Source organism: Prevotella sp. P5-50, assembly GCF_002251295.1.
GTDB lineage: Bacteria > Bacteroidota > Bacteroidia > Bacteroidales > Bacteroidaceae > Prevotella.
Genome location: NZ_NPJA01000016.1, coordinates 1 through 15,473 on the forward strand (window position 1 = coordinate 1; position 15,473 = coordinate 15,473).

Consider the following 15,473-nt stretch of genomic DNA (forward strand, 5'->3'; position numbering starts at 1 on the left):
TTTCCTGTGTCAGTTCCTTGATGGCTCTGAGGATGGTATCAGAGCTGCATGTACGAAGGGTAGGATGATACGAGAGAGGCGCATCAGTTGTGACGTTACATCTTCCACGCATGAGCCGCCACAGAAATAAACGCTCATCAGCGAACGGACTATCTCGCTGAACTGATATCCGAAGATACTGCTGCATCTCTGACCCAGTGTTGAGTCGATAACGGGTGAAAGCATGGAGTCAAATTTCTCCATGATTGAAAAAATTCCTCCAAAAGGTGTGAGTTTCTCAGATTTAATTTGTATTTTTGCCATGTCATATTAGAGTTTTGCTTGTTTTCTTTTTGCAACACTAAGATAAGTGAAAATTCTGACATGGCAAAATCCTGGGCAACTTTTTGTTGCTCAGGAACTTATAAATAAAGTTAAATTATAGTGTTGCGGAATTAAGGTATCATACAAAGATAACCAATAATTGTGAAATACTCATGAAAAAGGTGGCATTTTTATCATTTCTTAAAAAAAAGCACTACCTTTACACCTTGATAACCGAGGGTCGCGTTATCGTGGAGATTCCCCATCACATAAAAGACATAAAACAATGAATAACCGATTGGTCATACTGAGCGATAATCGTACCAATGATGCACGACTGGAAACAGAACATGGACTCTCTATCTATATGGAGGGCCCATCGGGAAAGTTTCTACTCGACACAGGGGCATCGGATCTCTTTGTCCGCAATGCAGCACTGTTGGACATCGATTTATCCGACATCGACTACTGCTTGATTTCCCATGGTCATAGCGACCATATAGGTGGACTGAATGCGTTTCTTACCATCAACAGCAAAGCTAAGGTCATACTCTCTGCACAGATTCCTGGTGCGGAGTATGTATCGGTGCGTCGCTATCAACATTCCATAACCAGTCATGTTGATTTCGATAGGTATCACGACCGTTTTGTCTTTGTCGATAACAATACCACGGTGGGGCCCGTACAGGTCTATGCCCATATCATGCAACACCACGCACTACCCTTGGGCGATAAAAATCTTTTAATCCGTACTTCGGATGATAGTCTTACAGCCGATGCGTTCCATCACGAACTCGTATTCTTGGTGGATGGAGTGCTCTTCACAGGTTGTGCCCACAATGGACTGTTGAACATACTGGAGACGGTAAAACAACCTTTTGACGTGGCAATAGGTGGCTTCCATCTTTTAGATTCCCATCTGGATCAACACTACGAAACCGATACGCAGTTGCAAGCCATTTCTGCCAGTCTGCGCGAAACATATTCCAACGTTACGTTCTATACAGGCCATTGTACGGGTGATCATAGTTTCGACATGCTGTCAGATCAGAATGATAGGTTGCATCAGTTTCATGGTGGCGATACCATCACTTGGTAGTAGGCGACTTCTTACTATAAGTTTAGAAAAGAATGAGTAAATTTGTAACAGATATATTGCATGAACAAAAAATCCGATAACGCATCATGAGAAGTGATAAGGAAATGGAATGGAAAACGCTTGAAACGAAATATCTGTTCAAGCGCAATTGGCTAACCGCCAAGGTGGAAAAGGTTGAGTTACCTGATGGTCGTATATACGATGAGTATTATACGTTAGAATATCCTACGTGGATTAATGTTATTGCCATAACAAAAGATGGTAAGATGATTCTGGAGCGGCAATGGCGGCATGGTTTGAAGATTGTTTCAACCGAAATTCCTGCAGGTGTGGTAGAAAAAGGGGAAAATCCTATGGATGCAGCAAAACGTGAACTTCAAGAAGAAACAGGTTTTGGTGGTGGAACGTGGACACAATTCCTTGTTACGGCTCCAAATCCCAGTGTGATGAATAATCTGTGCTATACCTATTTGGCAGAGGGTGTAGAACTCGTTTCCGATACGCACCTTGATGCCACGGAAGATTTGGAAGTGTTCTTTCGCGATAAAGATGAAGTCTATGAGATGCTACGTTCTGGTCAGTTCTGCCAGGCATTGATGTTGGCACCACTATGGAAGTTTTTTGCCACACGCACGTAAACTGTAAAACCCTCACACGGATCACACGCTAAGTTTTATTTCTTGCTTTCAGACAACTAAATAAAAATTTCTGTGATTTCTGACGTTTTACTGGTGGGCACATGGAGGGAAAAAGTGTAAATCTGTGATTTGTGTGAGCAATTTTATGGATGCACGAACTGACCATGTTTTATGGTTTGATGACCATAGTGTATGGCAAACTGTGGACAGTGGTGCAGACATTTCAGACAGAGCGTGCATTTCTCTTTTGTCCAAACAGGATAACCATCCTTACACGTTATGGCTTGTTCTGGACATTGATGCGCACATTGATTGCAACCAATACACTTGTCTTTCATCACGTGGAAATGCTTGGTCTTGCGCTGGCTGTCGTAGGTGAGGTAATACCAGCGTGCCAACCAATGGGGAAGGCGCAGGTTGTCAAAGTTGCCTGCCTTGCGAGCCACAGCCCATTCCGTTATTTGAGTGATGGTCTTTTCTGCTTCTTCCGTTTTTCGCATGCACTTCTCGTGATTCGACACGTCAAATAGGGGAGTCCATACATCCACCATCCTCACATTATACTTTGCATCAAGCCACAAGCCTTTATGTTTCAGTAGTTGTTGCATCATATAATGTGCTTGCCCCGTGGAAGTTCCGAATGTAACCACATGGTAGATGAAGTGATGTCGCAAGTCTGTAATATTCAACAGATTGAGAAACCTTACAACGATGTCGGGGAGTCCCCAGAAATAGACAGGGGTGACAAATCCGACGCGTTCGTCCTTGCATAAGGAAAATGAAAATTCGCCATTCCTCATGCAGTCTGTTATTGACACACACTTTTCTTTTGTGGCATGCGCCAGGCATTGTGCCACATGTTTGCTGTTTCCTGTTCCTGAAAAATAAAAAACCATTCGCGTCTTGCTATTATTGATACAAAAGTACCATAGATTTTTTTAATTTTGGTACTTTTGTATGGAAATCTTTTGAACTCCATCGTTTTTTAGGTCATGATATAACTGGTGACACTATGAAAACGAAGGATGAGGTAATAACATTGCTGATGACACAAAGATCTAAAAAATGAGCAGCTGTGCCAACTTCTACAGTATTGTCTAAAAAATAACTAAAGATGGATGTTAAAGATAAATATTATTTACAGATAATCTGGAAGCCTATGTGGGTTCGTTAGGCACAAAAGATATATCACTATATTGGCTGACTATTGTCTCTTGACCGAAATGTTTAGCTTGAATTGATATGTGACTTATATAAAAAATCTATAAATAAGTTAAATAAAATTAAATATCAGCTCAAAATTGGGCGAATATTTGCATTTAGGGGGTGTGATGTTGTACATTTGTAAATACCAAAATGATGGCGTCGTAAACAAAAAGGCGCTTTAGCAAAAAACCATATATCATACAACTAAAAATCATTCATTTATGTTTACATGTACTATTCCAAATACCTCCAACTGGTTGCAACATAAGGAGCATGATTGCTCGATTGCCACCCGACCGGTTATCGTTCGGTTATCGTTCGGTTCTCGTTCACTTCTCGTTAGGTCCTCGTTCGTCTCTCGTTCGTCTCTCGTTCGTTATTCGTTAGTCTATCGAAGACCGAACGAGGACCGAACGAGGAACAAGCGAAAAACGAACGAAAGAGCAGCGAACGTCGAACGAGATAATAGCGAGAAACTATCGAAGACTTGACGGGAAACTGTCTAACCTGATGGGAAGGGCAGTTTGTAATTCCGATGATTCGTGAGCTCTGTGGGCTCTGTGTGCTCCGTGGATCCATGATTTTGATTTCTGGCTTCCCTCCGATTGGGAATGGTACTTGTTGTTACTTTTGTCCTTAACATGACGCAGACAGAGACAGAAGACTATAAGGTAGAGGTAATATCTATCAGGATATGACCACTGGAAATACACTTTTAAGGACGACTTTTTGTGGTTTTCTACACTTTTAAGGATGACTTTTTGTGGTTTTATACATTTTTAAGGACGACTTTTGACGCGGTTTGAAATAAAAAATGTATCTTTGCATTCAGAAATCATCAAGCAATCAGATAGTTATGAAGAGAAAAGCCATCGACTACCTATATCAATGGAAAGCAAGTAACGACCGAAAGCCATTGGTCATGCTTGGAGCCCGCCAGGTTGGCAAAACCTGGCTGATGCAAGAATTTGCCAAAGAGGCCTATAACCATAGTGCGTATGTGAACTTCGAAGACAATGAAATGCTCCGGGAAGTTTTTGCGCATGACTTTGATATTTCCCGCATTATTAATAGCATACAATGGAGTACAGGAGTTTCTATTGATGAGAATACGCTTATTATCCTTGATGAGATACAAGAAGCGCCCAGGGGCATCACCGCGTTAAAGTATTTTGCAGAAAAAGCACCTCAATATCATGTCGTAGCTGCAGGTTCATTGCTCGGAATTGCGATGCATCAGAATGACTCTTTTCCTGTAGGTAAGGTAGATTTTATGCATTTATACCCCCTTACATTTTTTGAATTTTTGGATGCAATCGGTGAAAGTAGGATGGTGGAATTGCTCATGAAAAAGGATTGGAATATGATAACCATGTTCCGGAATAAATTCGAGGAATGTCTGCGACAGTATTATCTGGTAGGGGGAATGCCGGCTGTAGTCCAGTCTTTTGTCTGTGAGGGGAATCTGTCTAAAGTCAGAAACATTCAAAAAGGAATCCTTGAAGCGTATGAGCGTGATTTTTCCAAACATGCACCGGCTATAGAAGTTCCACGTATCCGAATGGTATGGAAATCCATTCCATCCCAGCTCGCCAAGGAAAACAAGAAATTTATCTATGGTGCTGTGAAGAAAGGGGCCAGAGCAAAGGATTTTGAGCTCGCCATCGAATGGCTGAAAGATGCAGGGTTAATCTATAAGGTGAACCGCTGCAAGAAGGCTCTGTTGCCTTTGGCTGCATACGAAGATTTCTCTGCTTTTAAGTTATTTCTGTCTGATGTGGGACTGATGGGAGCCATGAGCAATATTCCTATCCAAAGCTTGTTGGAAGGAAATGTGTTGTTTTCTGATTTTAAAGGGGCGCTGACAGAACAGTATGTCCTGCAGCAGCTTAAGGAGAAAGCTTCTTTGTCAATCTATTATTGGTCGGCAGATAATTCACGTGGTGAAATTGATTTCCTGGTGCAGGATGAGGAAAGAATCATTCCGATAGAAGTAAAGGCTGAGGAAAATTTACAAGCTAAGAGTCTGAGGGTGTTTGTGGAACGTAATCAGGGATTAAAAGGTGTGCGCCTATCTATGTCACCTTATAGAGAGCAGGATTGGCTTGCCAATTATCCTTTATATTCTGTATCTGCAATAATCGAATAATTAGTGGACCCTATTTATAAGATAGAGGGGCATTGAGGGACAACTTGGGACATCTTGAATAACCGGAAATCCTTAATGACCTTAATGATCGGAAGTTAGCATCATGTGGAACTCAGTGGTGTGCATGTCGCTGATTACATCACGGCTGATGATTACATCGCTCTGCAACAGCCAGCGCAAGGCTACCTGTGCGGCAGTCTTGCCATATTTCTCGCCAATATGGGTGAGGGTAGGGTTGGATCAGGTTCCACCTGATAAACACCATAACCCAATTGTGGCATTTCCACGCCATTGCTTAACTTTATCTTCTTCATAATTGTAAAATCATATAGTTGCTATTTTATCTTGTTATATTCCTCATCGCTTACAGCCTCCTGCCATTCGTTGGATGTGTTTTCGCCAGGTATTTCAAAGGCGAGGTGGGCAAACCAGCTGTCTTTTGCAGCACCATGCCAATGCTTCACGTTGGCAGGAATATGGATGACTGTGCCGGGGAGGATTTCCTGCGCAGGCTTGCCTTCTTCCTGATACCAGCCACGTCCGGCTACGCCTACCAGCATCTGTCCGCCACCCTTTGTGGCGTGGTGCGTGTGCCAGTTGTTACGGCAACCAGGCTCAAAGGTAACATTGAAGAAAGGTATCTGACTGTCGGATATTTGTGCCAGATAACTATTACCCTTGAAGTATTTGGCGTAAGCGGTGTTGGGTTCGCCAACAGGGAATATCATCTCACGCTGGAATGCAGCCTTGGCATCTTCTCCTTTCACGTCCTCGTTCCATACCTCCTTTGCCAGATTGAAGGCAGCCCAGGCCTTTGGCCAGCCGGCGTAGAAGGCGATGTGAGTAATAATCTCTGCCGCTTCCGTGCGGGTAATTCCGTTATTCTTTGCCGACTGCAAGTGATATTTCAGCGAGTTGTCGGTGATTCCTTGGCTGATGAGCGAAGTGATTGTTACCAAACTGCGGTCGCGCAATGAAAGCAAGTCATTGCGGCTCCATACTTCTCCGAAGAGGATGTCGTCGTTGAGGTGGGCGAACTCCGGGGCAAACTCACCCAGTTGGGTGCGCCCTGCTGTCTGTACTATTTTCTGTTGTGCCATTATATTAAATGAAATAGTTGTTAATATGATGAATGTCGCATATTTTTTCATAAGAATCAATAGTTGAGTCTCTATCCCTTGACAGATTTTCCTAACTCGTATGCTTTCTGCAGTTTCTTGTTGCCTAGAATGGTACGTGGAGCGTCAACACCACCGCAGAACAGAGTGCCGGCAAGATGGCTCTCTGGATAGCAGTCAATCCAGCCTGTCAGTCCGGCTTCAGCACGCTTAGGCACTTCCGGCTCATTTTCGGCTGCCGTAGTGAGCATGTAAACATCACGGAACTTGTAGTCAAGCGCGAACATGGCATTCATGCGGTCGATGAGGGTCTTCATTTGTCCGCTCATCTCATAATAATATATAGGTGTTGCCCAGCAAACCACATCGGCATTCAGCACCTTCTGCATGATGTCGTTCACATCATCCTTGATGATACACTTGCCCAACTTCTGACATGCCAGACAGCCTTTGCAAAACTTGATGTCTTTTCCTGCAAGCGAAATCTTTTCCACTTCATGACCTGCAGCCTTGGCACCTTCGATAAACTGATCTGCGAGCATGTCGCTATTTGAACCAGTACGCAGACTGGTAGAGATTACGATTATTTTCTTCATTGTATCATTTTTTTTAATTCTTCTTCAGGAACTCTTCAATGTATTAAGAATAACAGTTATTCTATACATGCTTCCTTGTATCTATGCAGTTTTGCGGAGCTCGCTTGGAGTCTTTCCCGTCTGTGCCTTGAAAAAGCGGACGAAGTGCTGAGGATATTCAAAGCCGAGGTGCTGGCTGATTTGCGTAATGCTGAGGGTTTCATCAACAAGTAGTTGGCGGGCTGCAGAAAGCAGTCGGTCGTTAATCAGACTCTTTGCAGTTCTGCCTGTCTCGGTCTTGACTAATTCTCCGAAATATTTAGGCGAATAGCAGCATTTGTCGGCAAAGTAAGCTACGGTAGGCAGACCTTCACGCATCGCTTCACGGGCAATGTATTCATCGAGCAGAGAGATGAATTTCTTGACCACCGAATGATTTATTTCCTCGCGTGTGATAAACTGTCGGTCGTAGAAGCGCAGACAATAGTTCAGCAGCAACTCGATGTTGGAAACGATGAGTTCGCGCGAATGCTTATCTATAGGATGCTGCAGTTCCTGCTTAATCATTGAGAGCACATCACGGAAGATGTTTACCTCGGCAGTGGATAAGTGTAATGCTTCGTTGCTTGTATAGTCGAAAAACTCGTATCGGGAGATGTTTTTGCCAAGCTGGGTGCGGTTGAGCAGGTCGGGATGGAAAGCCAATACCGTATATTTGGCAAACGGAACACCTGGAATGGGTTCTACCTTAATCGACTGTCCTGGAGCAAACGAGGTGACGGTCATCTCGTCAAAATCATATTCTGTTCTTCCGTATGACAATTTGCAGCCCTTGTTTTCCTTCAGAAAGAGGGCATAAAGTCCGTAGTGATGCACAGCCTCCTGTATAGGAGAGGCATTCTCTACACGCACAACGCTTACCAAGGGATGAAGTGTTTTCACCCCTATGAAGTCGTTAAACTCCTGTATGGTATTAAAGAATAATTCCTTCATAATCCTATGCTTTTAAATTTCTGCAAAGATACGCACATTCTCCTAAAGAGCTTATACCTGGTTTTCGGAAGATATTACCATTATCGGAGATTTATTCCATTCTTCCATATTTCATTTCCACGCCTTCCTTATCATATTGCTTGCGCTTGCCGGTTGGTGGCTCAGTAAGCGTGATGCGAACAACAGCCGTGCGCGATAGGGAACGGGCGATGCTCTGGTCGAAAGCATCCATGTGTTGAGGAAGGAAACGTTCACAGATCAGTCGGAGGCCATGAATCTTCTCTGCATCCTCTGTCACGATTTCCGCCTTGCCGAATGCAATGGCTGATTTGAATTGCAGGGTGAAACTGCCGTCCTTCGGACCAACCGTAGGCGCACAACGGGTTACGGCTGAAAGGCAAACCTCAGGATGAGCCTTGATTGCCTCCAGCTTCTTGCCTTCCAAGGCACCATGAAAATACCAATTCACATCATCATCTGATGCGAGTGACAGGGGTAAACCATAAGGCTTGCCGTCTTCGTCAATAAAACTGACCGTTATATACGGAGCCTTATGCATTACTTCCAATGCCCATTGGCTATCCATTTCTCTTGATTCCTTTCTCATTTTTATCCAATTAATTTAATGATCTGTTTATCCGAAGCATCAGGCAGGATTTCTTTCAGATGCTCGAAAATCGTCTGATAAGATTCCTGGGGAGTGCGGTTGCATTGGCAAACCTCCCTGCCATAGAGATCTTCGGGAGTATTGAGTAGCGACCAACCCCAGCCATATTCGTGATTGTGCTTGTCACGAGGATAGATGAAATCCTCGGTCACGATGTAAGTTGCCATTTCCAGTCGGGTGAGATAACCGTCAAACTTGCTTCTCATTCCATTGCCCGTGAAACCGCAGGCTGCCCGAAGTTCTCTCGTGATGAGACTGCCAGTAGATTGAAGCGTGCAGAGAATGGCTCCTTCTATCGATTCTTCATCCGGACGGGGGTATTTGTTTCTTCTGTAGTTGCAGAAGTCAGGCCACCATTCCTGGCTGATGAATCCTGCTTTCTTGTTAAAAAACTTTCCGTACATACATGGCATTTCCTGCACAATCTCGCCCTTCCATTTCCATAGCGGCCAGTCCCAACCGCCTTCAGGAAGTCTTACGTAACCGCAGTCTTCTGCTACGATGTCTTCGGCAGAGAAGCCTTCAATGCCGCTATCAAGGAGAGGGAGGAAGCCGATTTGCTGAATCAGCTCCATCATGCCTGTTGCTGAATATATTTCTGGAAAATTCATGTTCATCTATTTTTATCCGTTGAACTTAAATAATCTTGACGTTACATCTGTCTTCTTATGTATCGTGCCAGTCCGTAAACATATCTTCGGCAACCTGGACGATAGTGGAGCAGGCGGTCGAACCATGCAAGATGTTTGTTGAATAGGCGAACTGTAACACCTACATAGACCATGGCGAAGAGCGTTCCGATGCCCACGATCTCCCATTTCCATGAACCGAGAAGCAGGAAACAGAACAAGACGGCCAAGACCACGAGCGTGATGTCCACCCGAATCTTGGCTTTAGGGAAAGGCCAGCCGGTAACCTTGTGAATGGCGATGGAAATGCCCTCGCCAGGCATGGTTACTGAGCCGCACTTCACCTCCATGGCAATTCCGAAACCGAGGATGGTGCAACCGGCAATCTGCACAAGGGCATTGACCAGGATATTTTCTGAAACCATCCACTGTGTAAGTACCATATTGAGGTCTATGAACATTCCGAAGATAAAGCCGATAGCGAGCTGGAAGAGTTGCACCCACTCGAAGTTTCTTCTCAGAATCAGAATCTGCAGCACCACGAAGATTGCATTCATCATGATGGTGTAGCCGCCGATAGTCCATCCTGGGATGTAATCAAGCATCTTACCTGCCGAAGCCATCACGTAAGGGATGGTGGAAATAACGCTTGAACCTAACTGACTTCGCACACATGCTGCGACTCCGAAAGTCATTACATAGAGCGAAACGAGCAGCAGAATATGCTGCCATACAAAAGATATAACTTCTTCTTTCTTAATCATTTATATTATTTTCTTAATCAATTCGTTCAGTTTATCCTCTCTGATAATCTTCGGCTGAGCCTTGCCAGCGAGAATGAGAATCTTCTTAGCGTTACGATAAATATGAAGCTGTCGTGAGCGAACCACGGCTGTCAACCCCTCATCATTCTGCATGGCTTGCCAGATAGGATAATATATTCCCTTAGGTTCAAACAACTTTTTTGAAGATGCGAACAGAGGTTTGTTGTATCAATTGTCATTGCCATAATTTTCTTCAAACTATTTGTTTTCAAAGATTCATGTGGAAATACGCCATCAGCGCAATCTGTATCAGGAGAATAGCAGGAATGCCGTATTTGAATTTCTTGTGCATCGTCTTATGGTGCCAGACTTTCATTCCCATCCATGCCCCAATGCTTCCTCCAAGCACAGCCAGCAACAAAAGCGTGGCTTCCGGAATGCGCCACTTGGCCTTTTTAGCCTTATACTTGTCAATGCCGTACACGATGAATGTAACTGCATTGATGACAAGGAGATAGTAGGCGAGGCAACTGTGTAATGTATTCATCCTTTCAACTACTTTTTTATCTCTTTAAAATCCCAATTCTACATCCTTGCCGAATGGTGCGAGCGAAAGCCCAGCCATCTTGAAATGCTGTTTTCCCCAAGGAATGCCGATAATGGTTATACATAAGAGAATGCCGAAGAACAGATGCATGATGCAAGCCCACAATCCTCCGAAAAACAGCCAGAGTAAATTCAGCGGAATGCGAATGCAACCAGTTGGACTATTCGATTCTCTTACTGTAGAACCAAAAGGCCATAGGCAGAGCAGACCAATCTTGAATGTCTGTATCGCAAAGGGAATGCCGATGATGGTACATGCAAGAGCCAGACTTCCGGTAAAATAACCGATGGCAGCTTCGAGACCTCCGAAGAGCCACCAAAGTAAGTTTCCTATTATGCGCATAAGATTATTCTTTTATATTCTTGTTAATTTCTTGCCATTCCTGATGCTCTTCCAGATGATTGGTCTTTACCAGTACGCTCTGAAAACCAAAACGCTTGCCTGCTTCGGCATTCTCGGCACGGTCATCGAAATAGAGGGTGGTGGCAGGATTCAATTCTGTCTGCTGCGTCATCTCTTCATAGATTTCGACGGATGGCTTCTCTTTCCGCATGGCGTATGAGAGGAAGATTTCATCAAACAGCTCGTCTGTGGAATATCCCAGTTGCTTCATCAGACTGACCGATTTCTGCCAAAGCGTGTCGTTGATGTTGCTGAGCAGATAGACCTTGTATCGTTTCCGAAGCTTGACCAATGCCTCCAGTCTTTCCACAGGCAGATTGCCACACAGCTCTTCAAGTACTTTTTCAATATCCTCTGTTGTGGTTCCTTTGCGGCAAAGGCTCAGCATCTCTTTCAAAGTTTCTGCTTCCGCTACCAGACCATTAATATATTGGTGCATCAGTCTCTTGATCTTGCGGACATGGATTAGTCGCATGAACGCCGTAACGCCCAGGCTCTCCATGGCTTTTACAACAGAGGCATCATCAATATTCACGATGACACCTCCATAATCAAAGACGAGTGTTTCTATCTGTTTCATGCTCATTTTCTTATTGTTACAATTCTCTTATGACATGCTTGATGGCAGCTATCGGGTGATACCAAATCATTCTCGGTCCCGCCCAGCGCATCACTTTGCACATTCGTTCTTTCATCTGAGGGCGATAGCAGTGGATGGGACACTTCTTGCAAGTTGGTTTGTTATCGCCAAACTTACAGCGTTCCAGCCTTGCAGTAGCGTACTGTAGCAACTCTTGGCACCCAGGACATAATTCATTATTGCCCTCCTTCTTCCTGCAGTACAAACGTATCATCTGCTCCACAACTCGCTGCTCTTCCTTTATTCTTTTCATCTTTTTATATTAAGAATGGATCAAGCGTAGCCAGCAGTTCGGCTTTATCTACCACACCGCTTGTGCGCCACAATACTTCTCCGTTGCGGAAGAGCATCAGTGTAGGCACGGATTGGATGCGGTATTGGCTTGCTGTTACGCCATACTTATCTACATCCACCTTGATGATTCGGATGCGGTCGCCCAACACACTCTTCACCTGCTCCAGAATGGGGTGCATCGCCTTGCAAAGTTGGCACCATGTAGCAAAGAAATCGACCAGAACAAGCTGGCCACTGTTTATTACATTATTGAATGTCTCCATAATTATTTATCTATCTCCGTGAAACGATTAAAAGTTTACTGAAAACTTCATCAACATTTTCTTGGCAAGGGGAGCGTACCAGGTCTTTACCTCCTGCTCTGTAGGCGTGTGACCGCCTGGAAAATGGAAGGTTTGGTTGTAATGCTCCAGGAAGAGAGGGGCGAAATGAGCCAGGGTGTCCTGTTCACCAAATAGTCCCCACACACGATTCTTATAATATGGGGTGCAATGGTCAAACTGTACGGCTTCCAACTCCGCAAACTCCTTAATCAACGCCTCGTCAATCACCAGCCGCTGATTGCCGTCTCTTCTCGGCGCCTTGTATTCATGCTCTCCGATTCGCTCCTTCAGAAACTCCGTCATCATGAAATACGGATTGCCAAGCAGGGCAGGGATGCCCACCACCGGAGCCAGCATCTGGGCAAGGAAAGAGCCGCAGCTGTTGCCCAGAAGTAAGTCGGGCTGTTCCCGGTCGATGATGGAGCGAATCTCCTTCAGTGCCTCCTTGGGGTGCAATGGGAGGTCGGGAGTCAGCACCACCGCTGTCCCCTCAAACGCCTCTTTCAATGCCTTCGCCATCGGACAACTGCCCGTGGCGAAGAATCCGTGTAGAAAAAGTATCTTCTTCATGTGTGCAAAGATAGTGCAAAACGAAGACAATACAAAATGAATGCAAGTTCATTTATCTGAGAGGAAATAAAATAATACCCCAGTTCGGGATAATAAATAGCTTGTAAAAAGTTGGTAGTCTTACAAATATTTTGTATCTTTATAGGTGAAAATCAATTAGTTACAAAAATATTGGATATGACTACCGATTGCAAAGTTACAGAATTATTTTGTATTATAGACGAGTTTTGCAAACATTTTGATGCAGAAAATGCAGGAAATTTGCTGGAAGACAATAGCGGAGTGAAGCGTAGACGGCGTGCAGCATCGTTGTCCGACAGTGAAATCATGACGATTCTGTTGTATTTCCATTTCGGTACATTCCGCAATTTCAAGCACTACTACCTGTTCTTTATTAAGGGTACGATGAAGTCTTATTTTCCGAAAGCTGTGTCGTACAACCGCTTTGTGGAGTTGGAAAGCCGCGTGTGACGGAATACAGCTGGTGACAGGGTTGCGCGTAAACATGAGAAACAAGCTGATGCCGTTCTATGACAGAATGATGCTGCGCAAGAGATACATTATCGAAACCATTAACGACATGCTGAAGAATACGGCACAGATTGTACATTCACGCCATAGATCTGTAAGCAACTTTATCATGAACCTTATTTCTGCCTTGGGAGCATATTGTTTCTTTGATAACAAGCCAAAGGCATTGCAAGGATACTGCATCGAAGACACGAAGCAACTTACATTGTTCTAAGGACAGAATAATCTCTTTCGATTCTTTATATATAGCCCATGTCTGATGGTATGGGAAGAGAATTCACGTATCTGTCTTCACATGCAACTAATCGCTATTTTATCCCGAATTGGGGTATTAGTTATAGAAGATTTGTGTTAGTCTGCGAGCATGAAATTTCGCATTATTTAAAAATCGAGTATGATTCTACACAAATAATTATACTCGAATGTTAGATTATGTTAGAAAAATGCTGTATATGCGCACTTTAGCACGAAAGGGTTATAATAAGGTCATAACTTTGCAGCATGAAATCAAAGCTAATCATATTATTTACAATGCTTTTGAATTGCCATCAGGTTATGGCTCAGTTCAACACGGTAGGTCGTAACTACCAAAGAAAAGAGATAAAGAATGCCACAACTCCTAATGAAACAGAAGAGAGTTGTGATAGTGTTATGTCTGTGGATTCCATTAAGAAACCACTTGAATCTGCTCCAGTATCAGATGAAGATTTCATAAAGCAGTATATGAGTGTATCATATCCGCTGAAGGCTGTTCGCATAGGTTCGGGCTTCGGAATGCGAAAACACCCCATCATGCACAAATACTGTATGCACAATGGGGTTGACCTACAAGCTCGTTACGAAGAGGTGTATTCGATGTTTCCTGGTACTGTCATTGCTGTTAGTCAGGACAAACGTTCTGGTAAGTATGTAACAGTAAAGTCTTCGAACTACACTATCAGCTATTGTCATCTATCTGCTCCGTTGGTTACAAAAGGGACTTTTGTCAATGCTGGTGAGGTAATAGCCAAGTCTGGAAATACAGGAATGTCAACCGGTCCTCACCTCCATCTTACAACAAAAAAGGATGGCAAGGCTATTAACCCGACCATCCTTTTGGACTTTATTCGTTCTGTGAAAGAGAAGTGTTTGTCGCTTATCTCTTCTTACTGACAAGCTGCATCGAACTTATCATTCAAGTCAAGCATCCACTTCGGAAGCTTGGCTTTTGCGTTTTCAATAAGTTCCTCTGGAATCGTCCTATAATGAGCGTATGCCATCGGACCAGCTATTGCAGCCAGTGTGTCAGCATCACCTCCGAGTGAAATGGCGAGCTTCAGACAGTCCACATAGTCCTTGCTTTCGAGGAAACATATGATTGCTGCAGGAATAGTGAGCTGACAGGTTTCGTCAAAGAAAAAGCCTGGCTTTATTTCTGCGTATGTCTTGCTTCTCCAGTCGGGATAGTATTCATCGAGCACATTCTTTCGGATGAAGTCCTTATCCTTACCTTGGTTGGCATAGAAGATTGCGAGGACTGTTGCTACTGCGCCTTTGATGCCTTCTGGATGAGAGTGGGTAGGGAGTGCTGTCTGAGTAGCATAGTCAATACATTCCTCCTTTGTCTTTGCGAGGAAACCTGCTGATGACGCTCTCATGCCGCTACCATTACCGAATGAACCGTATGAAGGCTTTATTTCTGGAGATATAAGCCATCTTGCAAATCGTCCACCAAAACCTCTGTGGAAGTCCTCACGTCCACGACGATGAAGGCATTCTGCCATATCCTTACCTTCAAGAAGGGCTTCAGCACATGCAAAGGTACAGATGGTATCATCTGAATATGTATTCTCTGGATTGAGGAGGTCAATAGCATCATAGTTCTTTGTGCGACCTTCAAACTCGTATGGTACACCGCTGATGTCACCAATAGCGGCTGCTAAAAGTAGATTCTTCATATTGTTGTCTTTATTGTATTAACGTATT

General features: G+C 43.9%; 20 protein-coding genes and 3 pseudogenes. 6 read left to right on the plus strand and 17 right to left on the minus strand.

The features are described 5' to 3' along the window. Window positions 1-303, minus strand: a pseudogene (locus CIK88_RS03380) (IS1380 family transposase); the annotation flags it as partial. 286 nt (window positions 304-589) lie between these two features. Here CIK88_RS03380 and CIK88_RS03385 point away from each other — a divergent pair. Continuing rightward, complete coding sequence (locus tag CIK88_RS03385; protein ID WP_094434505.1) at window positions 590-1,402, plus strand: MBL fold metallo-hydrolase; 813 nt, start codon at window positions 590-592, stop codon at window positions 1,400-1,402. An 86-nt stretch (window positions 1,403-1,488) separates the two neighbouring features. Next, window positions 1,489-2,040, plus strand: coding sequence for an NUDIX hydrolase (locus tag CIK88_RS03390; protein WP_094391589.1), 552 nt, complete (start codon window positions 1,489-1,491; stop codon window positions 2,038-2,040). 143 nt (window positions 2,041-2,183) lie between these two features. Here CIK88_RS03390 and CIK88_RS03395 read toward each other — a convergent pair whose 3' ends face one another. Further along, a complete protein-coding gene (locus tag CIK88_RS03395) occupies window positions 2,184-2,936 on the minus strand; it encodes an EFR1 family ferrodoxin (RefSeq protein WP_094434507.1) in 753 nt (250 codons plus the stop codon). Between the two features lie 1,166 nt (window positions 2,937-4,102). On the opposite strand from CIK88_RS03395, the gene CIK88_RS03400 reads away from it, so the two are divergent. Next, on the plus strand, window positions 4,103-5,395 hold the full coding sequence (locus tag CIK88_RS03400; protein WP_094391587.1) for an ATP-binding protein: 1,293 nt from the start codon (window positions 4,103-4,105) through the stop codon (window positions 5,393-5,395). A 182-nt stretch (window positions 5,396-5,577) separates the two neighbouring features. Here the strand turns inward: CIK88_RS03400 and CIK88_RS12690 are convergent, their stop codons facing one another. The 14 genes and pseudogenes from CIK88_RS12690 to CIK88_RS03465 all read right to left on the minus strand — a co-directional run bounded on the left by CIK88_RS12690 (window position 5,578) and on the right by CIK88_RS03465 (window position 12,977). Beyond that, a complete protein-coding gene (locus CIK88_RS12690) occupies window positions 5,578-5,709 on the minus strand; it encodes a hypothetical protein (protein WP_256387343.1) in 132 nt (43 codons plus the stop codon). Between the two features lie 21 nt (window positions 5,710-5,730). Then, window positions 5,731-6,546, minus strand: coding sequence for a carboxymuconolactone decarboxylase family protein (locus CIK88_RS03405; RefSeq protein WP_094434509.1), 816 nt, complete (start codon window positions 6,544-6,546; stop codon window positions 5,731-5,733). 20 nt (window positions 6,547-6,566) lie between these two features. Beyond that, window positions 6,567-7,109, minus strand: a complete 543-nt coding sequence (locus CIK88_RS03410; RefSeq protein WP_094434511.1) for a flavodoxin family protein — start codon at window positions 7,107-7,109, stop codon at window positions 6,567-6,569. Between the two features lie 81 nt (window positions 7,110-7,190). Next, the gene (locus CIK88_RS03415) at window positions 7,191-8,081 is read right to left on the minus strand and encodes an AraC family transcriptional regulator (protein ID WP_094434513.1); all 891 of its coding nucleotides are present in this window, start codon (window positions 8,079-8,081) and stop codon (window positions 7,191-7,193) included. 91 nt (window positions 8,082-8,172) lie between these two features. Continuing rightward, window positions 8,173-8,688 (minus strand): pyridoxamine 5'-phosphate oxidase family protein, encoded by a 516-nt coding sequence (locus CIK88_RS03420; RefSeq protein ID WP_094391583.1) that lies wholly within the window; start codon window positions 8,686-8,688, stop codon window positions 8,173-8,175. A 2-nt stretch (window positions 8,689-8,690) separates the two neighbouring features. Next, entirely contained in the window at window positions 8,691-9,359 is a 669-nt protein-coding gene (locus CIK88_RS03425; RefSeq protein ID WP_094391601.1) for a hypothetical protein, read from the minus strand. 41 nt (window positions 9,360-9,400) lie between these two features. Continuing rightward, entirely contained in the window at window positions 9,401-10,141 is a 741-nt protein-coding gene (locus tag CIK88_RS03430; protein ID WP_089542680.1) for a YitT family protein, read from the minus strand. Further along, window positions 10,142-10,380: pseudogene (locus CIK88_RS03435) on the minus strand (hypothetical protein). Between the two features lie 29 nt (window positions 10,381-10,409). Next, complete coding sequence (locus CIK88_RS03440) at window positions 10,410-10,688, minus strand: DUF1294 domain-containing protein (RefSeq protein ID WP_094434515.1); 279 nt, start codon at window positions 10,686-10,688, stop codon at window positions 10,410-10,412. 24 nt (window positions 10,689-10,712) lie between these two features. Next, window positions 10,713-11,090 carry a YccF domain-containing protein gene (locus tag CIK88_RS03445; protein ID WP_094391580.1) on the minus strand — a complete coding sequence of 126 codons (378 nt, stop codon included), beginning with the start codon at window positions 11,088-11,090 and terminating at the stop codon, window positions 10,713-10,715. A 4-nt stretch (window positions 11,091-11,094) separates the two neighbouring features. Next, window positions 11,095-11,730 carry an HAD-IA family hydrolase gene (locus CIK88_RS03450; protein ID WP_158214629.1) on the minus strand — a complete coding sequence of 212 codons (636 nt, stop codon included), beginning with the start codon at window positions 11,728-11,730 and terminating at the stop codon, window positions 11,095-11,097. 16 nt (window positions 11,731-11,746) lie between these two features. Beyond that, entirely contained in the window at window positions 11,747-12,043 is a 297-nt protein-coding gene (locus CIK88_RS03455) for a nitrous oxide-stimulated promoter family protein (RefSeq protein WP_094391578.1), read from the minus strand. A gap of 4 nt (window positions 12,044-12,047) precedes the next feature. Further along, complete coding sequence (trxA, locus tag CIK88_RS03460) at window positions 12,048-12,347, minus strand: thioredoxin (RefSeq protein ID WP_094434519.1); 300 nt, start codon at window positions 12,345-12,347, stop codon at window positions 12,048-12,050. 27 nt (window positions 12,348-12,374) lie between these two features. Beyond that, complete coding sequence (locus CIK88_RS03465) at window positions 12,375-12,977, minus strand: YqiA/YcfP family alpha/beta fold hydrolase (RefSeq protein WP_094391577.1); 603 nt, start codon at window positions 12,975-12,977, stop codon at window positions 12,375-12,377. A gap of 177 nt (window positions 12,978-13,154) precedes the next feature. On the opposite strand from CIK88_RS03465, the gene CIK88_RS12755 reads away from it, so the two are divergent. The 3 genes and pseudogenes from CIK88_RS12755 to CIK88_RS03475 all read left to right on the plus strand — a co-directional run bounded on the left by CIK88_RS12755 (window position 13,155) and on the right by CIK88_RS03475 (window position 14,660). After that, window positions 13,155-13,448, plus strand: coding sequence for a hypothetical protein (locus CIK88_RS12755; protein ID WP_371591491.1), 294 nt, complete (start codon window positions 13,155-13,157; stop codon window positions 13,446-13,448). A 1-nt stretch (window position 13,449) separates the two neighbouring features. After that, window positions 13,450-13,722, plus strand: a pseudogene (locus CIK88_RS12760) (transposase); the annotation flags it as partial. A gap of 341 nt (window positions 13,723-14,063) precedes the next feature. After that, window positions 14,064-14,660, plus strand: coding sequence for a M23 family metallopeptidase (locus CIK88_RS03475; RefSeq protein WP_254046835.1), 597 nt, complete (start codon window positions 14,064-14,066; stop codon window positions 14,658-14,660). On the opposite strand, the gene CIK88_RS03480 is transcribed toward CIK88_RS03475, so the two are convergent. Then, window positions 14,654-15,445, minus strand: a complete 792-nt coding sequence (locus tag CIK88_RS03480) for an ADP-ribosylglycohydrolase family protein (RefSeq protein WP_094434523.1) — start codon at window positions 15,443-15,445, stop codon at window positions 14,654-14,656. The genes CIK88_RS03475 and CIK88_RS03480 overlap by 7 nt on opposite strands. Between the last annotated feature and the right edge of the window lie 28 nt (window positions 15,446-15,473).